The organism is Rhodopirellula sp. UH5 (assembly GCF_056839225.1).
In genome coordinates this window covers 12608-30477 of record NZ_CM166390.1, presented here as the reverse complement: position 1 = coordinate 30477, position 17870 = coordinate 12608, and the positions used below count along the sequence as shown (strand labels likewise).

At 58.8% G+C, this 17870-nt stretch carries 15 protein-coding genes; 9 read left to right on the top strand and 6 right to left on the bottom strand.

Features of this window, described 5'->3' with window-relative positions:
• Positions 1–449 precede the first annotated feature (449 nt).
• From UH5x_RS00135 to UH5x_RS00110, 6 genes are all read left to right on the top strand, one after another.
• Positions 450–3128, top strand: a complete 2679-nt coding sequence (locus tag UH5x_RS00135; protein WP_482634289.1) for a COG1361 S-layer family protein — start codon at positions 450–452, stop codon at positions 3126–3128.
• Positions 3129–3257: 129 nt separating this feature from the next.
• Complete coding sequence (locus UH5x_RS00130; RefSeq protein ID WP_047817222.1) at positions 3258–4214, top strand: ATP-binding response regulator; 957 nt, start codon at positions 3258–3260, stop codon at positions 4212–4214.
• Positions 4215–4254: 40 nt separating this feature from the next.
• On the top strand, positions 4255–5442 hold the full coding sequence (locus tag UH5x_RS00125; protein WP_482634288.1) for an AAA family ATPase: 1188 nt from the start codon (positions 4255–4257) through the stop codon (positions 5440–5442).
• Positions 5443–5541: 99 nt separating this feature from the next.
• Positions 5542–6837, top strand: coding sequence for an HD-GYP domain-containing protein (locus tag UH5x_RS00120; protein WP_047817224.1), 1296 nt, complete (start codon positions 5542–5544; stop codon positions 6835–6837).
• Positions 6828–7853, top strand: coding sequence for a hypothetical protein (locus UH5x_RS00115; protein ID WP_482634287.1), 1026 nt, complete (start codon positions 6828–6830; stop codon positions 7851–7853). Before UH5x_RS00120 ends, UH5x_RS00115 begins: the two co-directional genes overlap by 10 nt.
• Complete coding sequence (locus UH5x_RS00110; RefSeq protein ID WP_482634286.1) at positions 7844–8854, top strand: heme-binding protein; 1011 nt, start codon at positions 7844–7846, stop codon at positions 8852–8854. The genes UH5x_RS00115 and UH5x_RS00110 overlap by 10 nt, the downstream gene beginning before the upstream one ends.
• Before the next feature lie 126 nt (positions 8855–8980).
• Here the strand turns inward: UH5x_RS00110 and UH5x_RS00105 are convergent, their stop codons facing one another.
• The gene (locus UH5x_RS00105; RefSeq protein WP_047817259.1) at positions 8981–9442 is read right to left on the bottom strand and encodes a ferritin-like domain-containing protein; all 462 of its coding nucleotides are present in this window, start codon (positions 9440–9442) and stop codon (positions 8981–8983) included.
• A 416-nt stretch (positions 9443–9858) separates the two neighbouring features.
• Between UH5x_RS00105 and UH5x_RS00100 the strand changes: the two genes are divergently transcribed.
• Both UH5x_RS00100 and UH5x_RS00095 read left to right on the top strand, forming a co-directional pair.
• Positions 9859–10632 carry a hypothetical protein gene (locus tag UH5x_RS00100; RefSeq protein ID WP_482634285.1) on the top strand — a complete coding sequence of 258 codons (774 nt, stop codon included), beginning with the start codon at positions 9859–9861 and terminating at the stop codon, positions 10630–10632.
• Between the two features lie 154 nt (positions 10633–10786).
• On the top strand, positions 10787–11812 hold the full coding sequence (locus UH5x_RS00095) for a helix-turn-helix transcriptional regulator (RefSeq protein WP_047817227.1): 1026 nt from the start codon (positions 10787–10789) through the stop codon (positions 11810–11812).
• A gap of 101 nt (positions 11813–11913) precedes the next feature.
• Here the strand turns inward: UH5x_RS00095 and UH5x_RS00090 are convergent, their stop codons facing one another.
• The 3 genes from UH5x_RS00090 to UH5x_RS00080 all read right to left on the bottom strand — a co-directional run bounded on the left by UH5x_RS00090 (position 11914) and on the right by UH5x_RS00080 (position 14437).
• A complete protein-coding gene (locus UH5x_RS00090; protein ID WP_047817228.1) occupies positions 11914–12771 on the bottom strand; it encodes a dihydroorotate dehydrogenase electron transfer subunit in 858 nt (285 codons plus the stop codon).
• An 84-nt stretch (positions 12772–12855) separates the two neighbouring features.
• Positions 12856–13908 carry a transglutaminase-like domain-containing protein gene (locus UH5x_RS00085; RefSeq protein WP_047817229.1) on the bottom strand — a complete coding sequence of 351 codons (1053 nt, stop codon included), beginning with the start codon at positions 13906–13908 and terminating at the stop codon, positions 12856–12858.
• Between the two features lie 316 nt (positions 13909–14224).
• Entirely contained in the window at positions 14225–14437 is a 213-nt protein-coding gene (locus tag UH5x_RS00080; RefSeq protein WP_482634284.1) for a hypothetical protein, read from the bottom strand.
• Positions 14438–14696: 259 nt separating this feature from the next.
• Between UH5x_RS00080 and UH5x_RS00075 the strand changes: the two genes are divergently transcribed.
• Positions 14697–16448 carry an arylsulfatase gene (locus UH5x_RS00075; RefSeq protein WP_482634283.1) on the top strand — a complete coding sequence of 584 codons (1752 nt, stop codon included), beginning with the start codon at positions 14697–14699 and terminating at the stop codon, positions 16446–16448.
• 2 nt (positions 16449–16450) lie between these two features.
• Here the strand turns inward: UH5x_RS00075 and UH5x_RS00070 are convergent, their stop codons facing one another.
• Both UH5x_RS00070 and UH5x_RS00065 read right to left on the bottom strand, forming a co-directional pair.
• On the bottom strand, positions 16451–16780 hold the full coding sequence (locus tag UH5x_RS00070) for a hypothetical protein (RefSeq protein WP_482634282.1): 330 nt from the start codon (positions 16778–16780) through the stop codon (positions 16451–16453).
• Between the two features lie 190 nt (positions 16781–16970).
• On the bottom strand, positions 16971–17804 hold the full coding sequence (locus tag UH5x_RS00065) for a carbon-nitrogen hydrolase family protein (protein ID WP_482634281.1): 834 nt from the start codon (positions 17802–17804) through the stop codon (positions 16971–16973).
• Between the last annotated feature and the right edge of the window lie 66 nt (positions 17805–17870).

The following is a 17870-nucleotide window of genomic DNA, read 5'->3' as shown; positions in this document are numbered from 1 at the left end:
GCGCAGGTTTTGTTCCTCGACTTCGCCCCAACGGGGCAGCCCTATGCCAGCCCAGGGTTGTGGCGGGACCAAGATGACAAAGCCCCAACGGGGGCGGTCCTAGCGGGTTTTGGGGAGTCTTTCTTAGGGCCGCCCCGTTGGGGCTGGTGTCGGAATCTCCGTAACGAAACCCCAGGCGATGCCTGGGGCTATCTTAGAGCTGCCCCGTTGGGGCGTAGGACAGAACAAAAATCAACGTCGCATTTTCCGTGTCAATACCAACCTTTTGACAGCCCATCGCTAGCCCACGGTTACCGCAGCGAACGGAGTTCCCCGCGTGCTTCCGTTGTGGTTCATCGCACACGAATTCGGAATTTGCTCCTATAACCGTCGCGACTTCCAATTCTGGGCTTGTTTCATGGCAGATGGTTTTGATACCCCGTCAAGCCTGGAACCAGACTTTCGCCAGGATGAAGCGAAAGACACGCAAAGGAATGCGAACGATGGAAATTTTCGGCAAACGAATTGGCTACCGCCTCTCCGGCGGAGTCGCAACGATTCTTCTTGGGGCTTTTGCTGCCGCACAAGCGCAACAAAGTGAACTCCCTCGCGACACCGACCTGGCCGATCAAAACGTGCCAGCCTTGGATGCGCCTCGCTGGCAATCCGAGATGCCATCTCCGATTTCGATGCCCACCACCGACGACGGCGGGCCCATGAACTTCCTGGGCGCCTACGACGATTCGTCGGATCCAGGAACCATTCAGCAAACGGGTTACTCGGACGAAACGTTCGTCTCACAACCCGTTGAAATGGCCAGCCACAACGAACCGGCCGCTGGCCCCACACCGCTCTCGATGCCTGAACCCGCGACGCAATCCAGCGAACCGCAAGACGCCGGTCCCAGCATGACCATGTCTGCGATGGAGATGCCCGCTTCGATCGGAATGGGCATGCCACCGATGGATCAACCCGAAGACGCTTCAGCCCGCTCAATGCCGGAAGCCAATCTGGCGATGCCAGAGGCCGACCTGTCGATGCCGGGCGGATTTGGAATGCCCGACATGAGCGTGTCGATGACGACGCCTGAACAACCACAAGACGCTGGCCCCGCGATGAACATGCAAGGCATGTCGTTCGGCGACATGCCCGCCGATCCCCAAGCCGGTGGCAATGCCCCCAATCAGCCACTTGGCCCCCCAGCCGCCGGCGGCTTTGCAAACGAAGCTCCTTCCGACATCCCCGCCAATGACATGCGGATGCCTGAGCCCATGCAGATGCCCGATGACTCCCTGCCAAACTTGCCAGCCCCTCAATCCCAAGCGGCGGCCAACATGGAACCACCCGCTGACGCCTCGTTTGGCGGGATGAACCACAACGGCCCAAGCGACATGGGATACGACCAACCCAATCAGTTCGGCCAACCTGAACCAATGAGCCCCAACGGCCTGCGTTCAGCTCCGGCTCCCACCGCTTACGGTGCCCCCGACCAATTCGCAGGTGCCGACCAACCGTACGCTGGTAGCAACCAACCTGGCACTTCCGATCAATTCGGCTCAGCCGATCAATTTGGTTCCTCCAACGCATCGGCTTATGGAGCCAACACCAACAACACAGCCCCTGGCTACAACGACCCGTCACCGGCGGCATCGACCCGCTTTGCCAGCCAACGCGAACTGCCTGGTGCTGGTTACGCGGCTCCCGGAGCCAACAATGGATATGGCGGCAACCAGTCAATCGCGGCTCAGCCCACCGCGTTTTCGATGCCTGGCGAACGACGCCTGGAAGGCATGCAAACGCCCAGCATTGTGATTCACAAAGAAGCACCACCGGAAGTCAAAGTCGGACAACCCGCCACGTTCAAACTCAACGTTCAAAATGTCGGCACGGCAGAAGCCCTCGGCGTCCGCGTTCATGACACCATACCAGCAGGCATGCGATTCAATGACGCATCGGGCAACCCAGTGATGCAAGGCGACGCCTTGACGTGGGAACTCGGTTCGTTGCCCGCGGGCGAACAACGCATCATCACGATGAACCTGACCCCCGTCGAAGAAGGCGAGTTGGGCAGCATCGCTCGTGTGACTTTCGAAGCCGCCGCCTCCGTGCGAACGCGAAGCACGCGTCCTGAACTCAAGGTGACTCAGCACGCACCCGCCAAGGTCTTGATCGGCCAACAACTCGAAATCGAACTGGAAGTTTCCAACGTCGGCTCGGGTGCGGCCACCAACGTGGTCCTTCGCGAAGATGTTCCCGAAGGCATGGACCACCCCGGCGGCCGGGAACTGGATTCTTTCCTGAGCACCCTGCGTCCCGGTGAAGTCCGACGTGAAGTCTTGCGAATGCGTGCCGTCGAGCCAGGACTCATCCGCAACACCGTGCACTTGGTGTCCGACGACGCGGAACCCACCAGCCACACTGTGGAAGTCGAAGTGGTCGCCCCTGAAATCGACATCCGCTTGACCGGTCCTGGACTGCGTTTCCTGGAACGCCAAGCGACCTACGAAGTGGAGCTGATCAACCGTGGCACCGCCCCCGCTACCAACGTCGAGATCATCGCTCGCTTGGATCGCGGCTTCACGTTCGTCAGCACGGAAAACGCAGGGTACTACGATCCCAACCGCCACGCCGTCCTGTGGTCAGTCGCCTCATTGCCACCTGGCAAACCAGCCAAGGTGCCGTTGACATTGCTGCCGGTTGAAGAGGGCGAACAAGCCATTCAGCTGGAAGCCACGGCGGACCTCAACTCAAGAGCCACCAGCGAAAGCACCGTCCGAGTCGAATCACAATCGGAACTCAGCTTCAGCATTTCGGACTTGGCTGACCCCATCGAACAAGGGGCCGAAACCACCTACGAAATCCGATTGCAAAACTCGGGTTCGCGAAACGACTCGAACGTCCAAGTCCGCTTGATGGTCCCACCTGGCATGGAAGTGCTGGGCTCCGACGCGGAAGTCCGCCCTGACGGACAAGGCGGAATGGTCTTCGCACCTGAGCAAGAAATGCCGGCCGGTTCCGAACGGACCTACCGCATTCGTGTTCGCGGGGTGACTGCCGACACGCACTTGGTGAAAGCCATTGTGACCAGCGATCAGTCGCCCAAACCCGTCACCAAAGAAGAGTCCACGATGGTCTACGCGGACCACTGAGAACCAAGCGATCACAACCTGCGTCCTATCTCGGGTGGTTTCATCACCCGAGACGCCGACCTACAGTATCTGTCGGCGGGTGAGTGGCACCCGTCCCAGTGACTGTTCGTCTGCCGCGGAGGACCGCCCGTGAGTGATCGCGTTCTGATTGTCGAATCCGAGGCTGTTGCGCGCAATGAATTGGTGCGCATCCTGAACGACGATTCTCGTGAAGTGATTGCAGTTGCGTCCTGCGACCAGTCCCTCCAAGAGCTGGAAGTCGCCTCGTTCGATTTGATCATCACGGAACTTCCGCAGTGTAAATCATCCAGTTTTAACTCGCCGGAATCGAGCTCTCCGTCCAGTGACGCTGGCACCGCTGCGATTCGCTGGGTTGAAAAACTGCGTGAGGTCGCTCCCCGTGTTCCGATCATCCTGATCACGCGAGAGGGTGCTGAACCGGTCGCCGGCGAAGCACTGATGCGAGGCGCCGCCACCTACATCCCCTTGCACCTGGCAGCGGAAGGCCTGGTCGACACGGTCGAACAAGTCCTCAAGGTCAGCCGCTCGGCATCGCAAGCGACCGACATCGATCAATGCGTCTCCAGAATCAAGTTGGAACTGGTGCTTCCCAGCCACGAGCAGTTGGTTCCCGCCGTGATCGCGAGACTGGAACAGGAACTTGCACAACTGCACCTGTTCGACGAAATGACCTGGACCCAAATCGCGATGGCTCTCGATGAAGCCATCCTCAACGCGATGATCCATGGCAACTTGGAAGTCGAATCCGCGCTTCGCGAAGTCGACAATGGCGAGGCTTACCAAGAAAAGATTCGGCGGCACCGCGAACTACCTCCGTTCGACGAACGTCGAACCTATGTGACGCTGACCGCCACACGCAGCCAAGCCGTGTTCGTCATCCGCGACCAAGGCCCCGGTTATGATGTCTCGGCGCTGCCTGATCCCACCGATCCCGCCAACCTGGAATCGATTGGTGGACGTGGGCTGTTACTGATCAGTGCCTTCATGGACGAAATCCATCACAATGAAGTTGGCAATGAACTGACGATGATCAAACGCAAGCGATCTGACAGTTCCGCGTCGTGATTGCCCCTCGGTTCGCTCCACAGTTCTTCTCGTACTTGCCATGACTCCGGTGCACCCCGGCGATCACTCCTCTGCAGCGTTGCTGCGCGATCAAGAAGCGATCGAGCAATCCATGTGCTTCGGTCGCTCCATCCGTTGGTCAGCCCTGCAAATCGCTGGCGTGGAAATCTCCGTCGCGATGTCGTTGCCACTGGGCCTGTTCGCCGCGATCGCCTTTGGTGTTTCCGCGCACCTGTCTGACAACGCGTCCGCTTCCAGCTGGGCGCCGGCTGCCCAGTGGATGGGCTGGCTGATCGGGTCTTGGGCTCTCGGCCTGATGGTGCAAACCGGAATCGCGGTCGGGCACCAACGAATCGCGAAAGTCCACCGCGGTGGTTGCATCGTCACGGCGGGAGGCGTCTGGACCGCTCCCACGCAACGCCCACATGGGATCTCAGTGTCCGGCGTGTTGATGATTTGGTCACTCTGCATGCTGGCACTTGGACTCGGGTCATTGTCACTGATCGGTGTTTCCTTCCTCACGATGGACGCACCGCGAAGTGGCGGTCCGATCGTCTGGCTGGACGACCCTTGGGCTGCGGCAGCCTGGCTGTGGTGCTTGCAAGGCATTTGGAATCTGCTTCCCTTGCCTCAGTCGCTCGGACGAGTCGGCTGGGCATTGGTTTTCGCATTGTTCGGTGGTGGCCCCCAACAAGACCCACGAGCATGCCTTCGTGCGATGCGTGCCTGGGTGATCGCAATGGCGTTGCTGACACTCATCGGCGGCAACGTGCTGCTGCATTCCAGCGGTGTGATCTCGCAGGCGGGTGGACTGGCCTGGCCAGCCGTGGCCGGTGTCGTTGCCCTGTCCCTTTGGCTGTTCACCTCCGCTGGATCGTCAGACTTAACCGCCATCTACGAATCGATCGTCCGGAGAGCCGAGTACACCGAGGTCGGCGAGCAAAACCCCATCGGTCGATTTCGAGGCCAGTTTGGGCCAATGGCAAGCTGGCGGCGATACCAAGTCCGCCGCCAAGACGCCGCACAGCAACAACGCCTGCGGGAAGCCATGGCAAGAGAGCACCGCGAAGCGGATGATGCGTCTCGCGTCGATGAGATTCTCCAGCGACTGCACCGGGACGGAGTCGATTCACTGGCCGACGACGAACGTGAACTCCTGCAACGAGTCAGCTTAGCGCTTAAGAATGAGCGTCGCAGTATCGAGCGAGACGTCGACGACAAAGACTAATTGCTACAGTCGGAATAAACGAACGGGGGGGACTGTCGACCACCACAAGCAAAACCGATTGATTGCCTGCCAAGTGTCATCGAAGTGGTACGGTTTTGCATGACCGCTTCCTTCACCACATCGAACACCGACATCGACCCGCTGCACGCCAGCGTGTTGGCTGGGATCTGTGTTGCCGAACGAGCTGCTGAAGAAGCAAACAACGTCAGTGCCAATCCTCACGATGCGATGGAGCGGGTCAACCAAACACTCGTCAACGACATCGAACAACTCTCGATCTCTCTTTCGGACAAGTTCGAAGAGATTCGGTTGATCCATGATCTGACCGCGAAACTGGAGTTGGAAAGCGATGCGAACGCGATTTGCATCGACATGCTGAAACAACTTTCCGTCTGCGTTCCCTGGCAAACCGCAGTGGTGGAACTTTGCCCGGCGGATCCGGAATGCGTCGACGATGAACCGGAACGATTGGCCATCGGAGAACCGGTCGACACCAAGAACCTAGAAGCGATCATCGCTGCCGCGTGGCGACACACCGCCAAGACTCATGGCATTGTCCGTGACATCACGATCGTCAACCAAAGCGCCGAACCACAACTCAGCAACTGCCGGTTGATGATCTTGCCGATCCACCGCGGCAGCACTCACCTGGGACGCATGGTCGCGATCCGGACACTCGATCAACCTGAATTCAACACCGTTGACATCGACCTGGTGCGTTCGGTCCTGATGATGTTGTCGATGCACTTGGTCAACCAACGCCAGTACATCGAAATGCAATCGATGCTGGAAGGCATGGTGCGTTCTCTCGCATCCGCACTGGATGCCAAGGACGCCTACACTTGCGGGCACAGCTCCCGAGTGGCCGACCTTGCCGTTGCCCTGTCTCGTCGCCTGGGCATGTCTCAGTACGATTCGGACTCCTTGCAACTGGCCGGCATCTTGCATGACATCGGCAAGATTGGCATCGACGATTCAGTGCTGAAAAAACCGGGCGCCTTGACCGCCGAAGAATTCGACCAAATCAAACAACACCCCGTTCTGGGCTACGAGATCCTCAAGGGAATTCGCCCCTTCCGGCACATTCTCCCAGCCGTGCGCCACCACCATGAATCCTGGGACGGTCGCGGATACCCAGACGGACTGGCCGGTGACAACATTCCCCGTGCGGCACAAATCCTGGCCGTTGCGGATTCGTTTGATGCCATGGTCAGCGACCGCCCCTATCGTCGCGGCATGCCACTTAAGAAAGTCCGCAAGATCTTCGAGGAAGGTCGTGGGAAACAATGGGCATCCGATGTTGTTGACGCCCTGCTCAGCAACGAAGAACTGATGATCCGTTTTGCGGAGAACTATCAATCACCACCGGAAACTGAATCCCAAGCATGTACCTGATCGCGGTTGACGAAGCCGGCTATGGACCGAAACTCGGACCGCTGGTTGTCGCCGCGACACTCTGGGAAGGCCCCGCCGAATCGTCGACTTGGGACGACACGCTCGCGGCGACATGGGAGGTCATGAAGACGCCGGTGCTGATCAACGGGCAGCGGATCCGGGTCGACGACTCCAAACGCATTTTCCAAAGTCGCACTCAGCGACGCGGCGACACATCGCCCTTGGGCAATCTGCACCGGGTGCTCTCCTTTGCCCATCGCTCGATGAGCCGCCCCGAATCCACTTGGCAAGAACGCTTGCAGACGTTGATCCCCGATGACCTCAAGGACGTGGCTGCCGTCCCGTGGCTCGCAGAAATGCTGGCACCAGGGAACTGGCTGGAAGAATTGCCCAACACCTGGCTGACGGAAGACGCCGTCTCACCAGCAGTCGCTGCCTGGTCGCTGCCCGACTGGAAGCTCACCGACGCGCAAACGAGACTGGTCACCGCAAAAGCCTTCAACGCGTTCTGCGAACCTTCGCCCATCACCGGTGCGTCCGCCAACAAGAGCGACCTCTTGGGTGAGACCAGCCTGGGCTTGGTCGCCTCTCTGATCGAGTCGCGAAAACTGGACTCCCACCGGCACGGGCAGATCTTCTTTGACCGACACGGCGGGCGACGCTATTACGCCGGCGTCATTGCGGCCACCTTTCCCGACGCCATCGTTCGCGTGGTGGATGAAACCAGTCGCTGCAGCGTCTACGATGTGGAGACCGAGAAGCATCAACTGAGAATGCACTTCACCGTCAAAGGCGATTCGTTTGTGCCCGTTGCAATGTCGTCCTTGCACGCGAAATGCCTTCGCGAAATCGCGATGACCTTTCTGAATCACTTCTTTGATGACCGCTGGCTCGGCCCCAATCCGTTCCAACCCACCGCGGGTTACCCTGTCGATGCTGATCGCTTCCTGAAGGACGCTGCATCGACTCTCAAAACGCACTGCATTTCAAAGTCTGATTTGATTCGATGCCGCTGAGCCGCCTCGCTGCCGTGACCCTGCTCACCATTCTGAGCGGCCTCCCCTCTGCATCGTCGCAAGCACCTCCGGCCAACCCGCAACCGAGCCAGACGGAACCCAGCGACCAACGAGCAGAACTGGTTCGGCCGGACAGGATCCTGCAAGCACTGGAGTCCGCGGATTCCTCTGTTCGCTGCGACGCGGTGCTAGACCTTGGTCGCTGCCACGCCAAGCATCCAAATTTAATTCCCGGTGCAATCGAATCGCTCCGTCGATCCGCGAACGATCCGAGCTTCGATGTCGCCTTGGCTTCAGTGCAATCCGCTGGACTCGTCGGCAGCCTCCAGGCCTTCGGCGCGATCACCGATGCCTTGCGACGCCCACTCTCTGCCACGCAAGCCGGACAGATCCTCGACGCGATCGACACTCCCACCCTTCGCCCATTCTGGAAGACCTCCGATCCATTCCGAGTTTCCGCGCCACTGGCGGAACTGCGATCGATCGCAACCCGAGTACACACGCTGGAAGCTTTGGCCGCGATCTCAATCCCGCCCGCTTCACCGGCCGTGATCAACTCGGGCCGCGAAGCATTCGTGACCGCGCGTTGCGACGCCTGCCATCGTGTCGCCGGATACGGCCGAGCCGCCGGCCCCGACCTGCGAGGGATCGGAATGTGCTATTCCAACACGGAACTGATCCGCCATATCTTGCAACCATCGATCGACCTTCACGATGTCGGCCGCTTTGATCGATTCCTGACCGTGGACGGCCGCGTGATCACGGGACACGTCGTCTCGATCGAATCGGATCAACTCCACATTCAAACCGACCTTTCCAACCCGGATTCCGTCGTGATCCTGGACCCAAAAGAAGTGGAACAGAGAAGCCCGTCGACCGTTTCCCCCATGCCGCTCGGCCTGCTGAATTCACTGACCCCCACGCAAGTCGCAGAACTGGTCACATTCCTCCGCAGCGACGGCGGACAACTCGCGCCGCCAGACGCCTCGCACGAACACTGACTTCAGCCAGAGCCGAACAGGTTCAAGACTGCGTGCGCAAAAAAAACGGCAACCCTCCAACGAGGATTGCCGCTGAGTGCTCGACGCCTTCGTAACCACGGAAGCGGTGGCAAAAAAACGGTCGGCTCAGCCAGACTTCCGGACAGGCTCGCCGCTCATCGCTGAGTGCGAAGCGGGCGTGTCACGCAGCAGTTTCGTGTACTCGTCGACGCCTTCTTGCTCTTCCTTCAAGATGTCCTCGAGGAAGACGACCAAACTGCGTTGTGGTTCCGCCAGCTCGATTGCCTGCGTGTACATCTCCACAGCCTTGGCTTCGAAGTCCCGACTGAACTCGAGCACTTCGACCAGGTTCTTGCTCTGCTTGATCTCGTTGCGAGTGGCAACGGGAACTCCGCCGAGAGCCGAAATCTTCTCGCCGACCAACTGAGCGTGCCCGAAGGATTCCTTCGCATCGCCCAAGAACTTGCCGGCGTAAACTTCTCGCCAAACGCCTTCCAGGATGAATGAGGCTTGGGAGTACTGAGCGACCCCGGTCCATTCGTGCTTGAGAATCTCGTTGAGCTGATTGATCAGTGCTTCGCTGGCCATGGGCATTTCCTTGTGATGTTCGGTGTGGGATCCGTTGAGCCGAAGTTCATCCCGGCTTTTCAACTTCAGAGCTTCCCAAAATTCTCTCACACCGCCCACCCCGAAACGAGCATCCCCATGGCAATCCCGAACCCAACGACCAAGACACCGCCAATCCATTTCCACCAAATTGTTTCGAAAATTCCATTGCCCCATTTGAAGTGGACACTTTCATTTCAACCGCTTTTCCCGTGCTCAAAAAAGAGGCAGCCTCGCGAACCCCCGCCAGGACAGGGCGTGCACAAAAAACGTGCAGCACCCAAGCAACGACGTAAGTCCAATTGCTAGCAAAGGTTCCGCGAGCACGTTTGATCACCTCGGAGGATGGCACCACGTCCCAAACGACCCGTGCACCTCCAGCCCCTCTCGCTCACGACATGACGTCATCGCCTTACCGCCGCACTGATTCCACCGACACCCGACAAGCCTCCGCTTCGCGAGCGAACGAAAAATCGGTGGTCACGTCGGTGGATCCGGCTGTCGAGAGCGACGCCCAGCCGGCCGTTTACGCCAGCGACTTGGCTCGGTCCACCGGCACGGCGACCTCCGCCACCAAGGCGCAAGCCAAATCGGTCACGCCAACGACCGGCCCCGTCAAGTTGTCGCCGTTCGATCCCGAGATGCCTTACGAGGATCGCCCGCAGATGGTCCTGAAACTGGCTGGTGAAGTCTTTGCTCAAACCGGAAGCTGGGTCGTCTTCTATCGCGAGATGATGGGCTGCGATGGAGTCGTCTGGAAGCTGTTCCCCGATCCAGCTCAACGTCGCCACTTTGAGTCCAGCCCTGAGTTCGCGGAACTGCTGGAGATCATGACCTCGATCCGCAGCCAAGACAGCTCCAAGACCAAGGAGCACGAACCCGAACGAATGATCACCGTTCGTCTGCCCCGGTCGATGCACTCCACTGCCGTCCAAGAAGCGTCCGAACTCGGCCTGAGCATCAACAGCTACTGCCTGACCAAACTGCTGCAACCGATCAACAAACGGTTCACGCCCCTGGAAGCCGGCCCCCGCCGCGGACGCCGCCCCGGCCCCCAAATCCAAGTCGAAAAAACGGCCGACGGGGAAATCTCCATGCAGCGAATTCGTGTTTCGTCCAAGTCATCAAAACCCTCCAATTCGTCACCCAAAACGAACCGCAAGTCTCGGTAGTCACCGCGATCGCACCGCGGCACCCCGGTGATCTTGACTTTTCAGTGATCTTGACTTTCCAGCGATCTTGACTCCCTGACAAACCGGCCCCCTGCCGAACCTGCTCACGCCATCTGCATCTTGCTCTAGACCATCTGCCCCAGGCACCTTCGACGTGGCACGCAACGAACAACTGATCCGCCAACACAAGCTTCTGCAACTCCTCGAAGATTCACGCTTTGGCCGAACCCTGGACGAACTGCGCGGCGACCTGATCCTGGATCTCGGGCTATCGACGCTTCACACCCGCACCGTCCGCCGTGACCTCGAGGCACTTCAGGGCGCGGGCTACGACATTCAAAACGAGGTCCTGGAACGCGGGCGAATTTATCGCCTCGGCCGCAATCACACCGCCGTCCACGAGATCGCCTTCTCGGCGACCGAACTGATCGCCCTGTCGATCGGCCGCGAACTGCTCTACCCGCTGATGGGGACCCAGTACTGGCACGGCATCGAAACGTTCTGGAACAAAGTCCAAGAAGCGATCCCGGAAGGCGTCTACGAACACTACCAGCGATACCGAAAAGTCCTCTATGTCTCCGGCACGCCCAGCAAAACCTACGAAGCCCAATCGGGAATGCTGAAGACGATCAACCGCGCGATCCTGGAACACCGGGTGGTTGAAATCAAATACAAACCCATTGGCCGCGAAGCCTCCGTGCGACAGATCGAACCCTACGGGTTGGCGGTCCACCAAAACAGTATCTACGTCGTTGCCGCAGCCCCCGAAGTCACTGATGAATCGGAACGACTCCGCAACTGGAAACTCGACCGGTTCACGCAAGCCACGGTCCTGGACGACTACTTCAAACCGGACCCCAAGATCAACCTGAACGAGTTCCTCAGCAAGAGCATCGGAATCTTCTCAGGCGACAGCAGCACGCCCGTCAAAATCCGCTTGGGCAACCGTTCCGCGTCCTACCTTCGCGAAGACCCCTGGCACCCCGAGCAAAAACTGGAACTCGTCGACCCTGACGACCCCGCGTCAGACACGATCCTCACCGTGCCCGCGTCACACCCACGCGAACTCCTGCCCAAGGTCTTGGCTCTCGGCAGTGATGCGGAGGTTTTAGAACCAGCCGAGTACCGACAAACCGTCGCCGACGTTGTTCAAAAACTCGCCCAAGCCTACAGCGACTGATTCACGCCACTCGCTCAAGACAAATGCATCCGCCCGCTGGCATCATCGCCGCAGGCAGCTTCCCGCAACGCCTGAACGAACGAAGCGAACTCAGGCCGCATTCAGTCCCAAACGATTTTGCAAGCGTCGAAGATCGGACCTTCCACGCAGGTGCGTTTGTAATCCCACTCGCCATCGTCTTGCTTGACCTTGGCCACGCATGAGAAACAAATCCCGATCCCGCACGCCATCGGCGTTTCCATCGAAACCTGGCAATCGACACCGAAACGCTCGCAGACCTCGGCGGATTTCTCCATCATGATCTCGGGTCCGCAGGTGATCACCCGCACTCGAATGTCAGGGCTCTCTTGCTGGATCGCTTCCAACCGATCCGCCAACACATCGGGAACTCGCGCGGTGCGACCTTCCGATCCATCGTCGGTGCAAGTCGTCACCTCCAATCCAGCCGCTCGGAAATCATCGACGCCGGCCAACAACGACGCTCGCCGAGCCCCGTAGATCAGCTCGACGTTCTTGGCCCACCCTCGCTCAGTCGCGTCGCGGCCCGCGGCCAACATCGGGGTCTGGCCGATTCCACCAACCGCCATGATCAATCGATCGCAGGGCCGATCGTCGAATCCATTTCCGAGTGGCCCCCAGACCGTCACCATCGTTCCGACGGGTGCCTCCGACAACGGAACCGTCAGCGATCCCTTTCGAAGGTAAATCAGATCGATCGATTCTGGCTGGCCATCCGCACCGGGGTGAACATCGTAAATCGCAAATGCGCGACCGATCAGCGGTGCATTCACCCCTGTCATGCGAATCATGACAAACTGGCCCGGCCGAAACGAGCGAGCAATTCCCGGCGCCGCCACTCGAAGCAGATACGTGTTCTCCGCGATGGCTTCATTGCGGATCAGAGGTGCATCGACACGCACCATCGCGTCGGCGTAATGGGCAGCGTGCAAGTTGGACATGTGCTCACGGGGTCAAGACTTGAAACAATTCACTCGGCCCGAGAAGTGTACCGCCACTTCGATCGTTGCTCCAGGACGCCGCCCTCAAACGGGCTTGCGGACAAACTCGACTCGTGGGGCCTTGGATCCCTGACGATCGCACCGAAAGAATTCGGCGACATAGCGGACGGGCGTCCGCTGCTCCGGAACCCGGAACCGATCGCCCTTTTGCAGCACCGGACGCGATTCCAACATTCCACCAAACTGCTCCGTCCCAGCCGCCTGACACGGGTACCAGGTTCCCGCCAACTCACCACGCTCGGCCTTGACGTCCTTCGGTTCCAAGTAGAACTCGGGGTAGCAATGCCCTGGGATCCAAACCATCCGCGCGGGAATGCCAGCGTTCCGACACAAGGCAACAAACAGACTCGTCATGTCTTCACAATCACCGACGCCCGTCTTCAGTGCATCAGACGCTTCCCGAATCGGCCCTTCCTCGTAACGCACCTTGTCACGAACCACATCGTAAATCTGCCGCACCTGCTCCCAAGACGACTCCGGCGCGTCGGCAGACAATTCGCGGGACAACGCCCGAATCGCCGGATGGCCTGCGTCAATCATAGGACTGTTTCCCATGAACGCTCGCAGCTCACGTGGCATCCGCAATGGAACGACCAAGTCATCGGTCTCCGTTGGCGCCACGATCGGCTGTCGAACAACCTCCATTTCCAACTCAACCTGAATGCTCCCACTGGAAGTCAGCCTGGGAATCGCGACGACGACTTGCCGAGCCCCATCGAGTTCGCGAACCGCGACATTGCCGACGCGACCCTCGACCGTTCGGCTGACGATGGAAACCGTCTGCTCCGGCCAATCCATGAACACGGGAAATGTCGCGAGACCCGAAGTGATTGTCACCGGCGTGTCGATGTTCACGCCCAGACGCCAGCGGGTCGTCTGAGGTTTTGTCAGATCGATTGGTGCCGCAGCAACGGACGCCTGTGACACGGCACCAGGCTGTTCTTCCGACACACCGTCCTGCCCCATGGCACGACCGATCGACAGCACCGATCCCGCCGCGGCGAACACTCCAATGCCCGAACACCCCAGTGACGACAAACAAGCACGTCGATTGATCAAATTCTTTGGTTGAGTCATGCCTCCATTCTAGCTCGCGTCAGCCCCAAACCCAACGATTTTTCTAGCTTGCTCGATCGCGAACCCGCTTGAAAACGCACGCCTGTCGCTCGAATGCGGGACAGGCAATCAAGCCATGAGTGATCGCTGGTGCGAAACAATGGAGATTCGGGTTCTTCAAGGAATCCGTCGCGGTCCCCACTGGGCTGGTCGCAACCAATCTTCAAGATGGACAAGCCGATCAGGTCCATCACAGGGGGTATGACAGCAACCATTCGCAAACGCCCCGCCAACGACGTACAATTCGGGGCAACTTTGGGCAGCGGGAGGATGGAATCTAGCCAGCACCGCGGCCATCCAGCTCGGAGGTGTTGACGGCCGATTCCAGCTCCTGCAGGACTTCTGCGGGACTGACCCCTGCGTGAATGCAGACATACCGCAGGGACTTGCCAGCGCAACTCGTGTCCAACCCCCATCCCTGGAACACTTTCGTGGTTTCAGGATGTTCGACAATCCATTCCGGGAGGTTGCTGTCTAGATCGCATTTCATGCCTCCATTCTAAACTAACTTCCCGCCATCCCCTCCCACGCCAGTGCGTGTTCATCCCAAGAGATTCAACATGATTCAGCCTCCAGGCAATTCGACGCGTCGACCGAAAACGCTCGTTCGTTCCCGAGCATTCGCGGGTCCTGTGAGCCTCCGCGCAACGTCACTCGCGATTTGCGTTTGCGCCGCACTGGTTGGTCAATTCCTATCCCCAGTCTCCCTCCGAGCAGATCCCGACGAACGGCCCAACATTGTTCTGGTCATGACCGATGACCAGGGCTACGGCGACTTCTCCTTCAACGGCAACCCTTACATCCAAACGCCTGCGATTGATCAACTGGCATCACAAAGTGTTCAGTTGACGGACTTCCACGTCGCTCCCATGTGCACGCCTACCCGGGGACAATTGCTGTCCGGCTTGGACGCCTTCCGCAATGCCGCGATCAACGTCAGCAGCGGTCGAACCCTGCTGCGACATGATTTGAAAACGATGGCCGATGTCTTCCAAGACGCTGGCTACCAAACCGGAATCTTTGGCAAGTGGCACCTCGGCGACAACCACCCATTCCGGCCCGAAGACCGAGGTTTTGACGAAGCGTTGTGGTTCCCTTCCTCGCACATCAACAGCGTCCCCGATCACTGGGACAATGACTACTTCGATGACACTTACATCCGAAACGGGAAACGCGTCGCCTACTCTGGGTATTGCACCGATGTGTTCTTTGACGAAGCGATCGAGTGGGCCAAGCAATCCAACTCACAAGGCTCACCCTTCTTTGCCTTCATCCCACTGAACTCCGCCCATTGGCCTTGGTTTGTTCCCGATCAGTATCGCGATCGAGTCCGCCAGATGATCGGCAGGGACCAAGCACTCCAGCAAGAACTTCAGCAAAAGCTCGACGCCACGCCCAGCAATCTTGAAGACCTGATCAGCTTCCTCGCGATGGGACTGAACATCGATGACAACATGCGAAAGCTGAATCAGTTCCTGGATGAATCAGGACTCGCAGACAACACAATCCTGGTGTTCCTCACCGACAACGGCAGCACGTTTGGGCACCACTACTTCAACGCCGGGATGCGTGGCAAGAAGACGCAACTCTGGGAAGGCGGTCACCGTGTGCCTTGCCTGATCCGTTGGCCCAATCAACTCACCGCTCAAAAGGTCGACGACCTGACGCACGTGCAAGACCTTCTGCCAACCCTGGCGGACTTGGCTGATTGCGACGAACACCTGCCCGGACCGCTGGATGGCATCAGTCTTGCCGATCGTCTTCGCGGCGAAACCGATTCGTTGGCCGATCGCATGCTGGTCATCAACTACAGTCGCATGCCGCAGTTCAAGGTCACCTACACCAAAGGCAATCCCGCGATCCCGCGCCGCAACGGTGCTGCCGTGATGTGGAAGAAGTGGCGACTGCTGGAAAACAAACGCTTGTACAACGTGGAAGACGACCTTTACCAAGACCACAACGTCGCGCAAGCTCACCCCGAAATTGTCGCCAAGATGCGTGCTCACTTGACGACATGGTGGGACGGTGTCAAAGACGATGTGATGACGCCGGAACGCGTCGTGATCGGCAGCGAACAAGAAAACCCCAGCTTGCTGACCGCTTGCGAATGGCTGGACATTTTCGTTGATCAACAAGTCCAAATCCGCCGCGGCGTGCGCAAGAACGGCGTGTGGCATCTGATCGTCGACCAACCTGGAACGTATGAGTTCGCACTGCGGCGCTGGCCCAAGGAATCGGGCCTGAAACTCGACCAAGCCATTCCGATGAAGCAAGTCACTGACGGAACATTTCCCGCTGGTGTCTCGCTTCCAATCAAGTCTGGCCGGCTCAAGATCGGCGACTTCGATCAAACCAGCCCGGCGGATTCATCTGGCGAATCAATCACATTCCGAACGCAACTCACCGCGGGTCCTATCGAAATGCAAACCTGGATGCTCAACAGCAAGCAACAACCGATCTGCGGTGCCTACTACGTCGACGTTCAACGCGTCGACGAGTGACGTCACCGCCGCGTCCCAGGCAATTTCCCCAGCAACCCGAGCACGAGACCGAGAACCCCAATCACTTGGGGCGCGAGCATCCACACGATGCTGATCCACGCACTCGGCTCTGCCGGCGTGTTGCTTCCGGCGTAGCGAACGGAGATGTAAATGCCGGTCAGAAAGCCGAGCACGACCGCCGCCGCAAAGAAAAACACGATCATCCAAATGACCGACAGCAACGCCACTCGAATGAACACCAGGAGGCCGCCCAGGAACGTTCGTGGTTCCTCAGCAACGACGTGGTTGTCTGCGTTTCCAGCAACAGAATAGGGATTGGGCTCGGACGGCATCAAAGGTCTTTGCAAGAAAGCGCCAAACGGTTTTTCAAAAAGTCATCCCCACTCGAACACCACGCTGAGTCCTGAGTCCTGAGTCCTGAGTCCTGAGTTCTGAGTCCTGAGTCCTGAGTTCTGAGTTCTGAGTTCTGAGTTCTGAGTTCTGAGTTCTGAGTTCTGAGTTCCTGTGGCCCTGAGCCACTCTTCACTCCCCCACCACCACATCCACCACACAGATCTCTCGATCTCGATCCGCACCTTGGGAAAGAACCGTGCCATCGGGTGTCACGGCGTAGCTTTGCCCGCCGTAAATCATCCCCTGCCAGGGGCCGCCGCTGATACTGCCAACCAAGTTGGTGCCCACAATGGGACACCCGATTGTCTTGGCCGCCTTGGCGATCGTGTGGCGAAGCGATGGACCATGCCCAGGCCATGCGTCAGCCTGGGCTGCCCAACCGTAGGGCACCAGCAGCAAATCCGGCTGCTGGGCAGCCATCCGCTCGACCACTTCCTCATCAAACGTGTCGGCACAAATCAGCATGCCAACCCGGCCAAACTTCGTTTCGACGACTTCAACCGTCTCGCCGCGTGTGTACGGAGGGCTCATCAGATGCGTGAGCACATTCATCTTTCGATGCTTCAGAATCAAACTGCCATCGTCGTCCAACAGCACCACGGAATCAAACAACCGTTCGCCGTCCTTCTCCGACACTCCGACGGACAGATACACACCGTGTTGCTGAGCAATCTTGGACAAAGCCTCCGTGTCTTTTCCCGGGATGGGTCCTGCCAACTCATGAGCTTTCGGGTTCACCCACCCGTACAAAGAAGTCTCTGGAAAACAGACGATCTCGGCTCCCTCGCTGGACGCCTCCGCGACGGCATTCTCAATGCGTCTGAGATTTCCTTCTCGGTCACCATCGATGCAATAGATCTGGGCCATCGCAACCCGGCAAATCTTCTCGTTCGTCGCGGCATCGGTCGCATTCGCGATCGTTGGCACCACCGCAACGATCAGAAGCAGAAAAATGGCAAGCACTCGACACCAAACCGACTTCATAACAGACATCTCCCGGGATTGACTCAGGCGGGCTCCATTGCCCAC

Coding starts and splice junctions, on each gene's coding strand:
- UH5x_RS00135 (WP_482634289.1), top strand. CDS start 450: ATGAAGCGAAAGACACGCAAAGGAATGCGAACGATGGAAATTTTCGGC.
- UH5x_RS00125 (WP_482634288.1), top strand. CDS start 4,255: ATGACTCCGGTGCACCCCGGCGATCACTCCTCTGCAGCGTTGCTGCGC.
- UH5x_RS00120 (WP_047817224.1), top strand. CDS start 5,542: ATGACCGCTTCCTTCACCACATCGAACACCGACATCGACCCGCTGCAC.
- UH5x_RS00115 (WP_482634287.1), top strand. CDS start 6,828: ATGTACCTGATCGCGGTTGACGAAGCCGGCTATGGACCGAAACTCGGA.
- UH5x_RS00110 (WP_482634286.1), top strand. CDS start 7,844: ATGCCGCTGAGCCGCCTCGCTGCCGTGACCCTGCTCACCATTCTGAGC.
- UH5x_RS00105 (WP_047817259.1), bottom strand. CDS start 9,442: ATGGCCAGCGAAGCACTGATCAATCAGCTCAACGAGATTCTCAAGCAC.
- UH5x_RS00100 (WP_482634285.1), top strand. CDS start 9,859: ATGACGTCATCGCCTTACCGCCGCACTGATTCCACCGACACCCGACAA.
- UH5x_RS00090 (WP_047817228.1), bottom strand. CDS start 12,771: ATGTCCAACTTGCACGCTGCCCATTACGCCGACGCGATGGTGCGTGTC.
- UH5x_RS00085 (WP_047817229.1), bottom strand. CDS start 13,908: ATGACTCAACCAAAGAATTTGATCAATCGACGTGCTTGTTTGTCGTCA.
- UH5x_RS00080 (WP_482634284.1), bottom strand. CDS start 14,437: ATGAAATGCGATCTAGACAGCAACCTCCCGGAATGGATTGTCGAACAT.
- UH5x_RS00075 (WP_482634283.1), top strand. CDS start 14,697: ATGACCGATGACCAGGGCTACGGCGACTTCTCCTTCAACGGCAACCCT.
- UH5x_RS00070 (WP_482634282.1), bottom strand. CDS start 16,780: ATGCCGTCCGAGCCCAATCCCTATTCTGTTGCTGGAAACGCAGACAAC.